At 55.2% G+C, this 15157-nt stretch carries 18 protein-coding genes; 14 read left to right on the plus strand and 4 right to left on the minus strand.

All coding sequences use genetic code 11. From position 1 onward, the window contains the following. Positions 1 to 7: 7 nt before the first annotated feature. On the plus strand, positions 8 to 499 hold the full coding sequence (locus tag KHU33_RS00215) for a TPM domain-containing protein (protein ID WP_329955999.1): 492 nt from the start codon (positions 8 to 10) through the stop codon (positions 497 to 499). Then, complete coding sequence (locus KHU33_RS00220; RefSeq protein ID WP_211460516.1) at positions 496 to 753, plus strand: hypothetical protein; 258 nt, start codon at positions 496 to 498, stop codon at positions 751 to 753. The genes KHU33_RS00215 and KHU33_RS00220 overlap by 4 nt, the downstream gene beginning before the upstream one ends. Before the next feature lie 194 nt (positions 754 to 947). On the opposite strand, the gene KHU33_RS00225 is transcribed toward KHU33_RS00220, so the two are convergent. Next, positions 948 to 1832: a DNA-binding protein gene (locus KHU33_RS00225; RefSeq protein ID WP_211460517.1), complete on the minus strand. Its 885-nt coding sequence runs from the start codon at positions 1830 to 1832 to the stop codon at positions 948 to 950. A gap of 214 nt (positions 1833 to 2046) precedes the next feature. On the opposite strand from KHU33_RS00225, the gene KHU33_RS00230 reads away from it, so the two are divergent. Next, complete coding sequence (locus KHU33_RS00230) at positions 2047 to 2934, plus strand: tyrosine-type recombinase/integrase (protein WP_211460518.1); 888 nt, start codon at positions 2047 to 2049, stop codon at positions 2932 to 2934. A 26-nt stretch (positions 2935 to 2960) separates the two neighbouring features. Then, positions 2961 to 3185 carry a tyrosine-type recombinase/integrase gene (locus KHU33_RS26805; protein ID WP_407928230.1) on the plus strand — a complete coding sequence of 75 codons (225 nt, stop codon included), beginning with the start codon at positions 2961 to 2963 and terminating at the stop codon, positions 3183 to 3185. Between the two features lie 147 nt (positions 3186 to 3332). On the opposite strand, the gene KHU33_RS00240 is transcribed toward KHU33_RS26805, so the two are convergent. Beyond that, positions 3333 to 3734 (minus strand): DUF2384 domain-containing protein, encoded by a 402-nt coding sequence (locus KHU33_RS00240; protein ID WP_329956000.1) that lies wholly within the window; start codon positions 3732 to 3734, stop codon positions 3333 to 3335. Positions 3735 to 4334: 600 nt separating this feature from the next. Then, positions 4335 to 5252, minus strand: coding sequence for a LysR family transcriptional regulator (locus KHU33_RS00245; RefSeq protein WP_211460570.1), 918 nt, complete (start codon positions 5250 to 5252; stop codon positions 4335 to 4337). A 104-nt stretch (positions 5253 to 5356) separates the two neighbouring features. Here KHU33_RS00245 and KHU33_RS00250 point away from each other — a divergent pair, with 104 nt between their 5' ends. The 8 genes from KHU33_RS00250 (at position 5357) to KHU33_RS00285 (ending at position 11389) form a co-directional block, all read left to right on the plus strand. Continuing rightward, positions 5357 to 6112: an SDR family oxidoreductase gene (locus KHU33_RS00250; RefSeq protein ID WP_211460521.1), complete on the plus strand. Its 756-nt coding sequence runs from the start codon at positions 5357 to 5359 to the stop codon at positions 6110 to 6112. A gap of 121 nt (positions 6113 to 6233) precedes the next feature. After that, positions 6234 to 6671, plus strand: a complete 438-nt coding sequence (locus tag KHU33_RS00255) for a DoxX family protein (RefSeq protein WP_211460522.1) — start codon at positions 6234 to 6236, stop codon at positions 6669 to 6671. 56 nt (positions 6672 to 6727) lie between these two features. Beyond that, positions 6728 to 7360 (plus strand): glutathione S-transferase family protein, encoded by a 633-nt coding sequence (locus tag KHU33_RS00260; protein ID WP_211460523.1) that lies wholly within the window; start codon positions 6728 to 6730, stop codon positions 7358 to 7360. Between the two features lie 117 nt (positions 7361 to 7477). Further along, positions 7478 to 7843 carry a nuclear transport factor 2 family protein gene (locus KHU33_RS00265; RefSeq protein WP_211460524.1) on the plus strand — a complete coding sequence of 122 codons (366 nt, stop codon included), beginning with the start codon at positions 7478 to 7480 and terminating at the stop codon, positions 7841 to 7843. 466 nt (positions 7844 to 8309) lie between these two features. Then, entirely contained in the window at positions 8310 to 9725 is a 1416-nt protein-coding gene (locus KHU33_RS00270; RefSeq protein WP_211460525.1) for an aldehyde dehydrogenase family protein, read from the plus strand. 45 nt (positions 9726 to 9770) lie between these two features. Next, on the plus strand, positions 9771 to 10235 hold the full coding sequence (locus KHU33_RS00275; protein WP_211460526.1) for a nuclear transport factor 2 family protein: 465 nt from the start codon (positions 9771 to 9773) through the stop codon (positions 10233 to 10235). Positions 10236 to 10342: 107 nt separating this feature from the next. Beyond that, positions 10343 to 10981 carry a response regulator transcription factor gene (locus tag KHU33_RS00280; protein ID WP_211460527.1) on the plus strand — a complete coding sequence of 213 codons (639 nt, stop codon included), beginning with the start codon at positions 10343 to 10345 and terminating at the stop codon, positions 10979 to 10981. A 33-nt stretch (positions 10982 to 11014) separates the two neighbouring features. Further along, positions 11015 to 11389, plus strand: coding sequence for a response regulator transcription factor (locus tag KHU33_RS00285; RefSeq protein ID WP_211460528.1), 375 nt, complete (start codon positions 11015 to 11017; stop codon positions 11387 to 11389). A gap of 5 nt (positions 11390 to 11394) precedes the next feature. Here KHU33_RS00285 and KHU33_RS00290 read toward each other — a convergent pair whose 3' ends face one another. Beyond that, a complete protein-coding gene (locus tag KHU33_RS00290; protein WP_211460529.1) occupies positions 11395 to 13962 on the minus strand; it encodes a PAS domain-containing protein in 2568 nt (855 codons plus the stop codon). A gap of 364 nt (positions 13963 to 14326) precedes the next feature. Between KHU33_RS00290 and KHU33_RS00295 the strand changes: the two genes are divergently transcribed. Together KHU33_RS00295 and KHU33_RS00300 are read left to right on the plus strand one after the other, a co-directional pair. Then, the gene (locus tag KHU33_RS00295) at positions 14327 to 14464 is read left to right on the plus strand and encodes a hypothetical protein (protein WP_211460530.1); all 138 of its coding nucleotides are present in this window, start codon (positions 14327 to 14329) and stop codon (positions 14462 to 14464) included. Between the two features lie 94 nt (positions 14465 to 14558). Continuing rightward, on the plus strand, positions 14559 to 15071 hold the full coding sequence (locus KHU33_RS00300; protein ID WP_211460531.1) for a dethiobiotin synthetase: 513 nt from the start codon (positions 14559 to 14561) through the stop codon (positions 15069 to 15071). The last annotated feature ends 86 nt before the right edge of the window (positions 15072 to 15157 follow it).

Consider the following 15157-nt stretch of genomic DNA (forward strand, 5'->3'; position numbering starts at 1 on the left):
ACTAACTTTGCAGCGCATTTTCCGACATCTCGTAACAACTAAGGGGAGTGCGCGAAATGCGTTTCCGGCGATGGCGCTCAAGGCTATCCAACACAAGATTGCTGAAGGAGAGATCACGCATCGCGCTGAAATCCGGATGATTATCGAAGCTGCCCTGAGTTTGCCCGCAGTGCTCAACGGCGTCACCTCGCGCAATCGCGCTCATGAATTGTTCGCACATTATCGGATCTGGGACACCGAAGAAAACGTCGGTGTCTTGCTCTATGCGGACCTCGCCGATCATAAAGTCGAGATCATTGTCGACCGTGCGGTTGCCCGGGTCATCAAGAGCGCAGAATGGCAAACCGTGTGCAAGAGCATGACCAAGGAATTCGCCAACGGCGCTTTCCATGGCAGCACATTGTCGGCACTGGAACAAATGAATGGCTTATTGGCAAGGCGTTTTCCCAGGCATGGCGGGAAGAGGAATGAATTATCGAATAAGGCCTTGGAGTTATGATTTATTGCCAAAGAAAACGCTCGATCGGCGTACTTCTTTTGTTGCGTTTAGGGACTCTCTTTGCCACCGACCTGTCGGGAGCGAGAGAGGTCGCGATCGATCTGCGTCTCCAAGCCGACGGACGCTTCAGTTGGGCTGCGAGTTATGGCGCGACAGATAAATATGCCGAAGGCAACTGGCATGTCGCCGATGATAAAGTCATTTTGACCTCCGATGCGTCTGTACCATTCAATTGGTTCAAAGTCCTGGATTAGTCCTTGTGCATGTAGATCGATTGATGCCAAAGATGGGTATAGGCAAGCCTGACGTGGCAATCTGTGACGATGGTATTAATTAATGCTTCTTTCATTTTAATCTTTGCGAAGGAAGGCCGATCCATTCGTAATATCTGAATTTTTGTTGGTACTTCATCGCCAGAGATGAGGAACCTTCATGGAAACCGCATCTTTTAAAGTTTGCGTCGTCGAACCGCGCCTACGCCGCGATTTCTACCACTGCCGAATCGTTGCTTAGCCACTGGGACTACTGTATTTGAAGCAGCTAATTCAGCCACCAATGTTTCCACGCGTCTGTTTGCTTCAGTAAGTGACTCTTCAACAGCCCCCAGTCGTCCGCGCGCACGGGATAATTCGTTATCGAGCACGGCGATCTTTTCACGATAGGAGTGTGCAGCTGATTTGCTTTCGGTCTCAACCCGCGAGGATTCGGCTTTCCAGTGCTTGGATTCGCCGCGCGCCCTGTCGATTTCGAGCAAGCTGTGCTTGCGCAGCCCATCCAGTTCAGCCAAGCCGGCCACATGCTCCTCAGCCTTGCGGCTTAGATCGGCGGCCAAGCCGGCGATGCGCTCGTCTTTCGCCTGCAGCGTGGCACGCTGTTCCGACAACATTTCCTCCAGGCGCTTGATCTGCTCGTCCCGGCCGAGGAGGGTGGCGTTAGCGATCGTTAATTTTCCCTTCAACTCGTTGGCGATCTCGATAGCCGCCAACGTGTCTTCCTGCGCCAGGTCGATCAGTTTTTCCGCTTCGGCCTTTTCTTCAGCTAGCGCTGTTCGTTCCACAGCGAGAGAGTCGTTGGCTGACTCCACGGCGAAACGCCACAGCTCGCGGGTGAGGGCGGCTACGGCATCGGGCAGTCCGGCAACGCTTTTGTCTCGTTTCAGCTTGAGCAGATCGGCATACCATTCGTTGATATCCTTTTGTACATCGCCGTCAGATCCTCTCTTGACGCCGGTGGTAGCGATCGTCCATTCGCGCACCAAGCCGATGGAGGGCTTTTTGCCCTCAGCGGCAAGGGCGTCACAAGCGGCCCAGCTGAGATTCTGGCGGTCGGACACGATTTTCCTTCGAAGCTTCGATAGGGGAATTTTACGCAAAAATCAAAATAAAATAATGAAAATTACGTAAAACTATTGTAATTATAATTATCAATATACTCAGATAATCGAGATTAGGTATGTAATCTCGATTTGTATGGCGATCGAATCAACATAGAAAACACCTCTAAAAAAATGGCATCTTCTGGCCTTTAAACTGCGTTGCGATGCATCCATGAACAATTTCGAACTGATTAATTTTGACCAACCCGGCGACGTCATCGAGCAACCGGTTGACTTGTTTGCCGGTAGCGAAGCAGAACCGCTGGTGGCCGCACGGACCGATTCCGAGCTGGCGCGCGCCTTCCTGTACAGCAGCGAGTTATCCGAAAATTCGATCAAGAGCACAAAGAAAGATCTCGGGCGGTTTTTGCTATGGTGCCAGCATCAATCCAAAATGCTGTACCAGGTAAGCATCGAAGACCTCATTGCGTACAAGGCTTTTTTAAAAGATCCACAACCCGCCGCAATGTGGGTATCTCCAACCAAGTGGCCAAGGAGTGACGATCGCTGGCGCCCATTTTCCGGGCCGCTGTCTGAACCCAGCGTTCGTCAGGCTTTCCGCGTGGTGAAAGCGTTGCTGGAATTTGCCAAGGATGCGGGATATCTGCAGCGCAACGCCGGCGCCCTCGTCAAAAATATCAAGACTGTTCGTGATGCACGCGTCACCCGCTATCTGAGTACACAGGCCGTTGACTATGTGTATGCCGCTATCGACGCCCTGTCTGCAACAACACCCGCAAGGATAAAAGCCAAGGCGCGCGACCGTTTTTTGCTGGTCAGCTACGTCACGACCGGCGCCCGGTTATCCGAACTGACCGGGGCTAAGATGGGCGCGATGTACACAGAAGGGGATGGGCGGCGGTGGCTCGATGTGGTGGGCAAAGGATCCAAGCCGCGCAGACTGCCAGTAGCACCTGCCATGCTGGCCGCGTTCCGCGATTACCGTATGGCATTTGGACTATTGCGCATGCACAGCGCGATGAGTCCACACCACTGGTGCTGTCAACTCGCGGGCGGGCGCTCGTTTCGATTACAGACGAGGCAGCATCGAATGCGATGAAATCCTTATTCGCGAGCGCTAGGGCTATGGCCGAGACAGACGGCGACCTAGATAGCGCCTCAACTTTGCGCCAAGCGTCCGCACACTGGTTGCGGCATACCATGCTAACGACCCATGCCAACAATGACGTGTCTCTTAAGGCACTACAGGATACGGCTGGTCATGCCAATATATCGACGACAGCAACATATCTTCACAAGAGCGATAAAGAAAGACATGACGAGCTCATTGAGTCACTTACTCGTAACTAAGTTAGACAGGACAGAATGCCGTTAAATTGTTTGTTAGCTTGCCGAGTTGACGCGGTGATAGGTGAGCTTTTACAGGAATCATTGATATATTGACGCCAGGCAACACAAACATCGACCTAAATCGTCGACTCTCTAGTGAGATAGAAATTACCCGGTAAATCCGGCTTTCAATGATTGAATATAACGAATCAACGCTTTCGTTCGGTCCTCAGAAACAAGATCTTGTGGCGTCTTACAGTCGAACGTCGGCAATGGATCGTTCTTGAACCAGAAAATCGCGTTTTCAACACTGCCAGAGAGATCAGCCGCCGCACACAAAACCTGGACCGATTCGCGCAGATAGCGCTGCACACTTTCTGCGGACGGTGCCCGACTGATCGTGTTTCGATGTACATGCGCGCTCGCTGCAAGCGTATGCATATCTACATCCAATACCTGACCGAAGCGTCGGGGCGAAATCGTTGCTGGTCCAGCGCCTGCATCTTGCAGAAAAGACATGAAGCGCTCGAAATTGGCCCCAAAGATGGGGGTGGATTCAGTGATGCTCACGATGACCTCCATTAATTTGTGCACTCTATTTTACCTATCCTGCAGCCTCGGCAAGTGCTTGTGGTGGGCCAGGAATTCGGAAGTAGAACGCGCTAGATGCTGGCGGCGGGACAGTGAAGGCGGCATTCGATGCCATGAATGCGTAAGCGCGGGCGCCGCTAATATGCTCAAAATCTTGTGGTCGGTCGCCATCAGACGCAGCCGTTCTGGAACGCGTCAAATCCTTCTGCAACGAAGCGTGCTTGACCGTCGCGCTGCAGAAATAGAACTACATTTTTCGGACAAATTCTTACTCAGTGTCCGAAGCAGAACAACCACGAATATAGTTCGAAGCGCTGCGCGCGCCTATGGAACTAAATCTCCTACAAAGATGCAAACGGGGCAATTAGGAGATTTACTTCCAGTTTTGTAGGAGAATTAGTTCAGAGCGCTTATATCGGTTGGTTTGTTGGGGGGCTTTAACTAACTTCGCATAATTTGTATTATGTAAAATAAGTGCAGGCCTAATTTGAAATCGATCTGCGATCGATGAGGTGGTGAGGGTCTAACAGGTATCCCTTCAATGGCCTGCATGGATCTGGCCGAGTTTCATTTCTTAATCTAATCCGCGCGCCATTCTGCTGCGGTAAGTCTGGAGACGAAAAAATCGGCCAAGACCTTAATTTTTGCCGCTCGAGCGCGGTTGGAGGGGGTTACAAAATACAGGCCACCTTCCGGCAAACGCCAGTCGGTCAATATGGCCTCAAGCTGCTTTTCGCGCAGGAACTGGGCTGCTGCGAACTCCGGGAGCTCGGTAATGGCGATTCCCGCAAGTACCGCTGGCACAAGCGCTTCCAGGCTCGTTCCCCGTAACATCCCGGATGGTGTGATCGCAGATTCCTCGCCGCTTTTTCGGTTGGTGAAGCGCCACACATCGTGCTTGCTCCTGCTCATGTAGGAAAGACATTGGTGGGCGCCGAGATCGTGCGGATGCTGGGGATAGCCGTATCTCGACAGATAAGCGGGCGAAGCCACGACAAATCGGCGTACCGGCGCGATGAGACGCGCGACCAGCGACGAATCTTCCATGATGGCGATACGCAGGGCCGCGTCAAATCCCTCTCCGATCAGATCGGCATGCGCGTCCCCGAGGTGAAGATCGACCGAAATATCGGGATAGAGCCGAAAGAATTCGGGCAGCAATGGCGCGACCCAGCGTGACCCAAATGACAACGGCGCTGCCAACTTGATGAGCCCACGGGGCCGGCTCGAAGTTTCACGCGCAAAGTCCTCCGCCTCCTCGGCCACCGCGAACATCTGCCCTGCCCGCTCGGCCAGCGAATGGCCATAGTCCGTCAGCGCAAGCCGCCGCGAGGTTCGGTTGAAGAGGCGGCCGCCCAGCCGTTCCTCAAGACGCGTGACGGCACGGGACACCGTGGCAACCGACACCCCCATTGCTGCGGCGGCCGCGGCGAAGGAACCCTCCTCGGCGACTTTGGCAAACATTGCAAGGCCTTCAAAATCCGGTAGTTTCGACATCGACAAATCTGCAACGGTGATTTTCAATTATTGCCATTTTAAAAAATAGCATGATGCCATAAATTGGTCTTGTAACGCCATACATCCACACGAAGGAGAAATTCATGTCACGCAAACTCGAAGGAAAAATTGCCGTTGTCACCGGCGGCACCACCGGAATCGGCCTGGCCACGGCCAAGCGTTTCGCATCGGAAGGCGCGCAGGTCTTTGTGACCGGCCGCCGCAAAGCTGAACTCGACGCCGCTGTGGCGGCGATTGGGTCGAGGGCCACCGGCATACAAGCGGATTCCAGCATTCTCACCGATCTCAATCGCCTCTACGAACGCGTCAAGGCGGAGGCCGGTCGCATCGACGTGCTGTTCGTCAACGCCGGCGGCGGCTCCATGCTGCCCTTGGGATCGATCACCGAAGAGCAATTTGACGACACGTTCGGCCGCAACGTGAAGGGTGTGCTCTTCACTGTCCAGAAGTCGCTACCGCTGCTGGTCGACGGTGCATCGGTAATTCTGACTGGTTCCAACGCCAGCATCAAGGGCACGCCTGCCTTCAGTGTTTATGGCGCCTCGAAGGCGGCTGTGCGCAACTTCGCCCGCAGCTGGACCCTCGACCTCAAGTCGCGCGGCATCCGCGTCAACGTCATCAGCCCCGGCCCAATCAAGACACCTGGCCTTGTCGATCTTGCCGGCCCCGACGCCGCGCAGCAACAGGGTTTGCTCGACTACATGACCACGACCATCCCGCTGGGACGCGTCGGCGATCCCGAAGAAGTGGCGAGTGTCGCTGCCTTCCTCGCCTCGTCCGATGCGAGCTTCATCGCCGGCACGGAGATCTTCGTCGACGGCGGGCAGGCGCAGATTTAACAGGGACATCCCGATGGCCGGTCTTGAATTCGAACGGGCCACCCGATTCATCACTTTTTGAACGGTATCACAGCAACTCATACAGCAATTCATACAGCAATTCAACCTGAAAGGAAACATCATGAATACCCAAGTCAGCGTAAAGACCGAAGGCATCGGCCAGGCCAATTCCAATGCCCTCACAACCATCGTACCGGCCGTGGGCCGTCTGATGATCAGCACCATCTTCATCCTCGCCGGGCTGTCGAAGATATCAGCCCCGGCCATGACCATCGGCTACATCCAGTCGGTCGGCTTGCCGTTGCCGTCGGTTGCGTTCGGCGTTGCCGCGTTCATCGAGATCGTTGGCGGCATCTCGCTTCTGCTCGGCTACCGCACTCGAATCGTCGCCAGCGTTCTTTTCGTTTTCGTACTCGTCACCGCTGCGTTCTTCCACAACCACCTCGGCGATCAGAACCAATTCATCCACTTCTTCAAGAACATCGCGATGGCCGGCGGCCTGTTGCACGTGATCGCTTTTGGCGGCGGCCGCATCAGCCTCGACGGCCGCCGGTCCTGAAGCATTCGCCGACGCCTGCAACGCGCCACCGCAATCACCAACTGAAGGAGATGATCATGATTGAAGTTTTTGCATTCGCGACGCCAAACAGCGTCAAAGTCCCCATCGCGCTGGAAGAGATGGGACTCGACTATCGGCTAGTTCCGGTCAACCTGCGCCAAGGCGAGCAGAAAACCGTTGCATTCAAGGAGATGAATCTCAACGCAAAGGTCCCCGTACTGGTGGACCGCGCCCCCAAATCCGGGGACGGCAAGGTGGTACTCAGCGAGTCCGCCGCAATCCTCGTCTACCTCGCGGAGAAGAGCGGACAGCTTTTGCCAGCCGAAGGAGCCCGCCGCGGAAAGGTGTTCGAACAGCTTTTCTTCCACGCTTCCGGCCTGAGCCCTGCCTTCCTGCAGGCCTTCCTGGCTTCGATACAGTCGCCGCCGCAGCCTGAAGCCAAGGAGCGCGCGCTTGCGGAAGTCGACCGGGCGCTCGGCGTGCTCAACCACGTCCTCGAACATCACAAGTACGTCGCCGGCAACGAATACAGCATCGCAGACATCGCTCATTTCGGATGGATTTGGCGCCATCAGGCAATCGGTGCGTCGCTGGACAAGTTCCCGAACCTGAGGCGATGGTATGGCGAAGTCTCGACCCGACCCGCAGTCGTCGCTGCGATCGCGAAGACCCTGGCGCTTGCCCAGTAGCCCGGCGGCGCGATTCACATCGTCCTGGCGCGTCCGCTTCAGGACACGGGCATAAAAGAAATGTTCACCCCCATGTGGCCGCAAGCGGCCGACAGCAATAGCTTAAGGAGAAATGCTATGAAAGACCGTACCCATGAACTGCTTTTTCGCAACCTCCAGGAGGTTTTCGGCGAAGGCGACGCAGTGCGTCGTCGCGCAGCGATCAAAGAGTTTTATACCGAAGACTGCATGATCTATACGCCCATGGGCGTTATTCTCGGGCACGATGCGCTCGACAAATTCTCGGGCGAACTGCGTGCGACGCATCCGCACTTCGTATATACGCCGTACAGCAAGCCTCAGACCCTTCACAACGCCGGTCGCATAGCTTGGGGTTCCGGTCCACACGGCGATGCTCCGGATTACACGGGTTGGGATGTGATCATCGTTCGGGACGGAAAAATCGCAGCGCTCTATGTCTTTCTCGATTCCGAACCCTTGTGACCAGCCGTTGATGTCGCACGCTTTGACAGCCGATGAATGGGGTGTCCGCTTCCGCCACAGGCAGCGGACACTGCAAGAGGCTAGTTCGTTGCATCAAGCAGCACTTCGAACGCGTTTTAATGAAATGCGGCTCCAAGGGCTATGACATATTCCTGCTAGTCCGACGCGAGCAACGGGCCATTTTCTTCGGTGCAACGGGCTACCAGAAACATGTAATAGACGCGAGGCACCGCCCTCCCTAGCATAAGCAAGACAACTGCAACACCGCCTGCGCGGGACGATCCAGTTGGGTGCTCGGCGCTTGGAAGAATCTCGCCATGTCTCATCAAGGCGCGCTTCAAAGACGCAAAGCTGGTTAAACACGAAGAAGGCAGGTTGGCACGGCCGGGTAATGGGATGCGGGATGGCCCATTCACGTGCGTCACCTCTCCCTTCTTGCTGCAAATCCTATACAAGGAGAAGCACGATGAAAACAATCACGAAGCACTACATCGACGGGACGTACGTCGAATCTCACGGTCGCGAAGTCATGGATATAGTCAACCCGACAAACGCCAAAGCGATAGCGCGGGTAACGCTAGCCGATGAGGAAGACGCGCGACGAGCAATCGCCGCTGCAAAGCGTGCGTTCGCCAGTTTCGGTCTGACGACGAAGCGGGAGCGTACTGAAATCTTGCACCGTCTCCATGAAGTGGTCTCAGCGCGCGTAGGGGATCTTACGAGCGCAATGGTGGAAGAGTATGGCGGCGTGGTCCAGTTCGCCGGCCCCATTGTGCAGGCGGGGGCTAGTGTATTCCAATCTACCGAGAAGGCACTGCAAGATTTGCCGCTGAGCCGGAGTTGGGGCAATACAACGGTAACCATGGAGCCGGTCGGCGTTGCAGGTTTGATTACACCTTGGAACGCTAATGCATTATTCCTTTGCGCCAAGCTTGCGTCTGCCGTCGCCGCTGGCTGTACTGTTGTGATGAAGCCGAGTGAATTGAGCGCTCTCCAGACGCAAGTCTGGCTCGAGTGCCTGCACGAAGCAGATCTCCCACAAGGCCTCTGCAACGTCGTCATTGGCCGCGGAGACGTTGTTGGAGCGGAACTGGTGCGCAATCCCGATGTGGCCAAGATTTCGTTCACCGGCTCAGTTGCTGTCGGCAAGTCGATCATGCGTGACGGAGCAGCAACGATGAAGCGTGTCACGCTCGAACTGGGCGGAAAATCACCCAACATCCTGCTCGACGATGCCGACCTTGGGAAGGCGATCCCCAATGCTCTCATAATCGCGTTCCTGAACAGCGGCCAGGCATGCGCAGCGGGAACTCGGCTGTTGGTGCCGAAGAGGCGGCTCGACGAAGTCAAACGTGCAATCGTGGATACCATGCCTGCCTTCCCTGTGGGCGATCCATCGAACCCAAAGACCGCGGTCGGCCCCATGGTGAACGCAAAGCAGTACGAGCGAGTGCAGTCGTACATTCGCAAAGGCATCGCTGAAGGGGCCGAGATACTGATCGGCGGAGAAGGCCATCCGCCCGGCCTGAACACCGGCTACTTCGTGAAACCCACCGTGTTCGTGAATGTAACGAACGACATGGCAATTGCACGGGAAGAAATTTTCGGCCCGGTTCTGTGTGTCATCTCCTACGAAAGCGACGAGGATGCAATCCAGATCGCCAACGACACCGATTTCGGCCTTCACGCCTTCGTAAGCGGCACCGATATGCAGCGTGCGCGCCGCGTGGCCTCTCAAATCCTCGCCGGCCGCGTTGCGATCAATGGAATGTTGGACGACCAGCAGGCGCCGTTCGGCGGATTCAAGCACTCCGGCATCGGCCGCGAATTCGGTGTGTACGGCATCGAGGCGTTCCTCGAACCAAGGGCAATCCTCGAATAGTCGCCCCGCCCGCTACTCAACTAATCAAACGAAGGACAACAGCTTATGAGCAAGCACGTCAGCATCTCCCCGGAAGAAGTGGCGGACCGTCTCGCGATTCGAGAGTTAGTCGAGGCCTACGCGCATTGCGCCGATCGTCGCGATGCGACAGGCCAGATGTCTCTCTTTACCGTGGACACGCACTTCGTTGTCTACATGAACGCCAAAGATACGGAGCCTTCAATAGATTTGCACTCGCGAGAGGCGCTTGCCCCAATATTCGCAGATCTGAACAAATACTACGCGACCACGCACTTCGTCGGGCAGAGCACGATTTACACACTGACGGCAGAGCAAGCCACTAGCGAAGCCTACTGCATCGCGCATCACGTCAGTGTCGATGGCGGAAAACGACGTCTGATGCTGGCGTCGCTCCGTTACCTCGACACATTTGCGAAAGTGAACGGCACTTGGCTGTTTGCGGAACGGCGGCTTTACGTCGATTGGATGGAGGAGCGCGCGCTTGCATGAGTGTTCCGAAGGCCAGCAAAAGACGTATTGTGATCGTGGGCGCGACGGGGATGGATGGAGACTATTTCGTATAATATCCAGTTGCAAGCGAGGAAACAGGTGATTCAATGGGCTCCAAAAACGAAATCGTGTACATCGTTGACGATGATCCAATCATCCGCGATGCGCTTTCCTCGTTGCTGCGGGCAAGCGGAAAGGATGTCCGATTGTTTGGGTCTGGGATTGAATTCCTGGCATTGAAACGAGATGATATTGCGGCCTGTCTAATTCTCGACCTTAAAATGCCAGGGATGAACGGCCTGGACGTTCAAAAGGTCATTTCGGAGCAAGTGTCCATTCCTATTATTTTCATCACAGGACGCGGTGATATCCCCTCCACCGTCAAAGCAATGAAGGGCGGTGCAGTCGATTTCCTGACGAAACCTGTTGATGAAACCGTTCTCCTTGCCGCCGTCGACCAGGCTCTGCAAAAGGACCGCCTTGCTAGACTGGAAGCCCTTGAACATGCGGAACTCCTGTCGCGCTACCGTTCGCTGACACCTCGGGAGCGGGAAGTGCTGCCGCTCTTGGTGAAGGGAATGTTGAACAAACAGGCCGCAGCGGAACTCCAAATCACGGAGTACACAGTTCAAATTCATCGAGGTAAGATCATGCGCAAGATGAAAGCTGACTCCTTTGCCGCGCTGGTAAAAATGGCGACGAATCTGAGTCTTGAGCAATCGTTAGCGCCGAGCCGGGATCATTGACGCCCACTTCCCATGGGATCGGATGGTTTAACAATGGATTCTCGCATACGCAGCGTCGCGGTGATTGATGATGATGATCGCGTGCGCGAATCACTTCACAATCTTTTGACGTCATACGGGTACAGAGCGGAGGCATACGCCTCCGCCGAGTTGTTCCTTGCATCCGACGGCCTCTCCAAGAGCCTCTGCATAGTCGCGGATGTTCAAATGAGAGATAGAAAGATGTCCGGACTAGCACTTCTTCAGTATGTCAGAAGCAGCCATTCCGATATCCCCGTGATCATTATTACCGGCAAGCCATCCGCCTACTCGGAAGCCTTCTATCTGGACAGAGGCGCGAATGGATTTTTCAGGAAACCTATCGACGGCCAGGCACTTATGGCGCTAATAGATCATCTGTCAACCTGATTTGCCTAAAAGGCACTCACCGTTTTTGGCAGCGGAATCCTTACCGTAAATGTCGCTCCGAAGTCAGAGTTGTTCGCCGCCCACAATCCACCTTCATGCGCCTCCACGATGGAGCGCGATACGGCTAACCCGATGCCCATTCCCTTCCCCTTCGTTGTGACGAAGGCGTCGAATATTTTCTCCGGGTCCTCGACACCTGGACCGTTATCGATGACTTCAATAGCCACCTCCTGATCATCAGAAATTGCAGCCTTGATTGTTAGCAGGGGTTCACGCGGGCCTGTCCCCATTGCCTCTATCGCGTTGCAGATCAAGTTGATAAAGACTTCTTGAATAAGCAAGGGGTCAACGAAAACCAAGGGTAGCGCCTCTTGAAAAACGGACTGCACCGGTACTCGACGCTTGTTGGGGTCCTCCTGAACGAGGCGGACTGCTTCGTTGATGATCTCCGGCAGGTTGGCGTCTTTCCTTTCGAAGGACTCTCGCTTGAATATGGCTCGGATGTTCTGCATGGTTTGGTCGGCAGACCGAGCATCCCGCACGATTCTGTCAATGGAGGCGGCGGCTTCCTCAAGATTCGGTGGTGTCGCTGCCAACCAGCGTTTGCTTGCTTGCGCATTCGCCATTACCGACATCAGGGGTTGATTAAGCTCATGCGCAATCGAAGCAGATAATTCTGCAACCATGGCTATCTTCGAGGCTTTGTTCAACTTTGCCCTTGTCTCGCGGAGGTGGTCCTCTGCCCTCTTGCGCTCATCAATATCGACGGAAAGACCATACCATTGGATAATCATTCCATGCGAATCGCGCAGCGGCTCACCCATGGAATGATGCCACCGGTATTCGCCATCCGCCCGCCTCAGTCTATGGACGGAACTAAATGACTCTCCGGTCTGAATCGACCTGAAGAATGCTTTCGCGGTGTACTCGAAGTCATCTGGGTGGAGTAGCTTCTCCCATCCCAGATCCAGGAAATCTTCCATCGAACATCCGCTGAATTCAAGCAATCGGCGACTGATGTGCGTAGCTTCACCCGTCGGCGCCGATGCCCAAAGCATCGATGGCACCGTATCAATTATTCCCAGAAGTTGGTGTTCGCGCGTCTGAAGAAAACTTTCCGCCTCCTTCAGGGCGTCGATGTCGGTGTGGACCCCATACCAATTAATGATGTTGCCCCCATCGTCTCGAATCGCTTGCGCTCTCACCAGGTGCCAATGGTACTTGCCGTCATTTCCAAGGATTCGATAGGTATCCTCATAGGGAATCCCCAAGCGTACAGATTTGGCCCATCGTCCTTTTACATCCTCAGCTTGCGCAGACTCAATCTTCGACATGAGATCAAAGGATGCCGATGTGTCCCAAGGCTTGCCGATGGTCTCGATCATCGTGCGATTCCATCGATCAATGCGGCCGGTTGGGTCGGCTCGCCAAATCATCGCCGGCATTGCGTCCACGAGGCGCCGAAGCTGCTTTTCCTCGCGCGTGACAGCGCTCTTGGCTGAGACCATTTCGTGGGCATCCATCATAAGGCCGTGCAACGCGACCACTTTGCCCGATTCGTCCCTAATAGCCGTGATTCGTGATTGAAACCAGCGATATTGTCCGTCCTTGCCGACCAAGCGATGGACATGATCGTGCCATTGCCCTCCATTTACCAATATTGTCCAACGTCTCATGACCTCATCCCGATCGTCCGGATGGATGAGTCGCCCCCAATCGGCAGCGGCCTCTTCCGCAGTCATTCCTAAATAGTCCTCGCAATAGCTGTTTATGTAGGTGACCCGTCCATCGGGAAGGGCTTTCCACAGAAAGCCAGGGAACCGCTCGCCTAAAAGGTTCAGTTGCGTCAACTGGTCCCCGATCTGCTGCTCAGCCTTTTTTCGATCGTCGATATCCCAATTAATGTTAATCCAACGCTCGAGCCTGCCGCTGGCGTCCCGGATAGGATAGGATCGCGCAGCGAACCAACGATAGTTCCCGTCCGCACCGCGAATGCGCATCTCGACCTCCCCCGGCATCTCAGTTTCGACAAGTTTTTTCCAGTAGTCAGCTCGAAGCTGCCTGTCATCAGGGTGAACGCATGCATAAGGCTTCGTCAATGCATCTTCAGCCGCGAGTCCGGTATAAGCAAGTGCCGCCGGGCTTGCGAATTCTGGAGTTCCGTCGGGCCGCGCAAGCCACATCCAACCTGGAAAAATCTTGAGAAGACTTTCCCAAAGCTCGTCTTGGGTAGAGCGAGAGTCGTCCGAATTGAGTGGGCGGCGCGAGTCCGTCTTGACATTTGACGCAAAGAGTACGCAAAGCCAAACGGCGCCAATTGCAGCAAAGAGTCGAATAAAGTCTGTATGTGAATGCGTAAAGCCAAAATTCGCGATGGCGGAGACGAGCGCCAATAAGCTAAATGAAAGTGCCGCAACGAGCGACTGTACCCTGCCGCGAAAACGGGCAAGTAACACAATGCAAACGACCGCGAAAAGATCAAGCTGCGGACTGAACCAGGCCGTCAGTCCTGCCCCCACGATTATCAAGGCCGCCTCCCTCATCGGGATTCGCCCCCATTTGTTCGAGCTCATATGCGTACCTCTTTGCATGCCGGCGTTCCGCAGGCTTGCGACTACCGCAGATATCGATGTTCTATTTGGATCCTGAGTGTTCCCGGCGCCAGTATACGTGCGCGCGCTTCATTTTATTCCCGGCCATGAGGAGCAGACAGAAAAATATCGCGAGAATAATTTCCGGCTGCCCGCAGTTATACAAGTGACGACACGCACCGGTGTTTCCAGAACAGGAAACATGGATAGGCCCCATAGCGCAAAAGAGGTGCTACGGCGCAGTGCCGCCCCCGGTTGGCACCTGATAACACTCTGGTGTTCATTTGATTGGCAAACCAACGCTTTTCCCGGTTTGTCATGTATTGCGATCTTATAGGAGATCATCATGAAATTCGCAAAAACCATTCTCGCCATTGGCGTCACGCTCCTCACTCTTGCCGCTGCCGGATGCGCACAGCTTGATCCCATGAATGCAGCCTCGGGCATGTCGCCAGATATGGGCAGCATGTACTCCGGGCAGTGACGCGAGCTGCAACAGCCCGTTGGCTGACGGCTGCCCGGTTATTTTTCCGGACAGCCGTGATCCCATTCACATGATTATTCGTTGGAGGCAAACCATGAGCCCCATCCACGCCATGAAGTACGGCCAGTGCTTGAGCGCCCGCTACGCGCCCATCGCCGTCGCCTTGTTGCTAGCCAGCTGTGCCACGCCGGCATCGATTCCGCCGGGCGCCAGTCAGAACCAGGTTCAGGCTCGGTTCGGCGCTCCGCGCGAGGTCTATCACCTGCCGGATGACACCACACGCTGGCTTTATCCCACGCAACCTGCCGGCGAATACACGTGGGCGGCCGACATCGACGCGCATGGGCGAGTTGTCAGCGTCAAACAAGTATTGACCATGGAGGAATTCGGCCGGGCCAAGATCGGCCAGTGGACCACGCAGGATGTGCTGGTGCATTTTGGCCGACCGGTAGAAACCGCCTATTTTCCGCGCATGCGGCGTCATGTCTGGAGTTACCGCTTCCTGCAAGACGGCGTGTGGTATTCGATGATGCATTTTTACTTCGATCCGGATGGCGTATTGCGCCTTACCCAAACCGGCCCGGATCCCGAAGAGGAGCAAAACTGAAAATGATCGTGAGCCGAACTGTCCGCCCAGACTGAGCCAGAGGCGATCGGGGTCAGGCGGCGCCACTGCGGCCTTGATGCGTTTCC

The organism is Collimonas silvisoli (genome assembly GCF_018305005.1).
Taxonomy (GTDB): Bacteria; Pseudomonadota; Gammaproteobacteria; order Burkholderiales; family Burkholderiaceae_D; genus Collimonas; species Collimonas silvisoli.

Excerpts from the sequence above, each read along its gene's own strand:
- KHU33_RS00285 (WP_211460528.1), top strand. The coding sequence starts at position 11,015 with ATGGATTCTCGCATACGCAGCGTCGCGGTGATTGATGATGATGATCGC.
- KHU33_RS26805 (WP_407928230.1), top strand. The coding sequence starts at position 2,961 with ATGGCCGAGACAGACGGCGACCTAGATAGCGCCTCAACTTTGCGCCAA.
- KHU33_RS00255 (WP_211460522.1), top strand. The coding sequence starts at position 6,234 with ATGAATACCCAAGTCAGCGTAAAGACCGAAGGCATCGGCCAGGCCAAT.
- KHU33_RS00275 (WP_211460526.1), top strand. The coding sequence starts at position 9,771 with ATGAGCAAGCACGTCAGCATCTCCCCGGAAGAAGTGGCGGACCGTCTC.
- KHU33_RS00265 (WP_211460524.1), top strand. The coding sequence starts at position 7,478 with ATGAAAGACCGTACCCATGAACTGCTTTTTCGCAACCTCCAGGAGGTT.
- KHU33_RS00300 (WP_211460531.1), top strand. The coding sequence starts at position 14,559 with ATGAGCCCCATCCACGCCATGAAGTACGGCCAGTGCTTGAGCGCCCGC.
- KHU33_RS00230 (WP_211460518.1), top strand. The coding sequence starts at position 2,047 with ATGAACAATTTCGAACTGATTAATTTTGACCAACCCGGCGACGTCATC.
- KHU33_RS00220 (WP_211460516.1), top strand. The coding sequence starts at position 496 with ATGATTTATTGCCAAAGAAAACGCTCGATCGGCGTACTTCTTTTGTTG.
- KHU33_RS00280 (WP_211460527.1), top strand. The coding sequence starts at position 10,343 with ATGGGCTCCAAAAACGAAATCGTGTACATCGTTGACGATGATCCAATC.
- KHU33_RS00290 (WP_211460529.1), bottom strand. The coding sequence starts at position 13,962 with ATGAGCTCGAACAAATGGGGGCGAATCCCGATGAGGGAGGCGGCCTTG.
- KHU33_RS00270 (WP_211460525.1), top strand. The coding sequence starts at position 8,310 with ATGAAAACAATCACGAAGCACTACATCGACGGGACGTACGTCGAATCT.
- KHU33_RS00295 (WP_211460530.1), top strand. The coding sequence starts at position 14,327 with ATGAAATTCGCAAAAACCATTCTCGCCATTGGCGTCACGCTCCTCACT.
- KHU33_RS00260 (WP_211460523.1), top strand. The coding sequence starts at position 6,728 with ATGATTGAAGTTTTTGCATTCGCGACGCCAAACAGCGTCAAAGTCCCC.
- KHU33_RS00250 (WP_211460521.1), top strand. The coding sequence starts at position 5,357 with ATGTCACGCAAACTCGAAGGAAAAATTGCCGTTGTCACCGGCGGCACC.
- KHU33_RS00245 (WP_211460570.1), bottom strand. The coding sequence starts at position 5,252 with ATGTCGAAACTACCGGATTTTGAAGGCCTTGCAATGTTTGCCAAAGTC.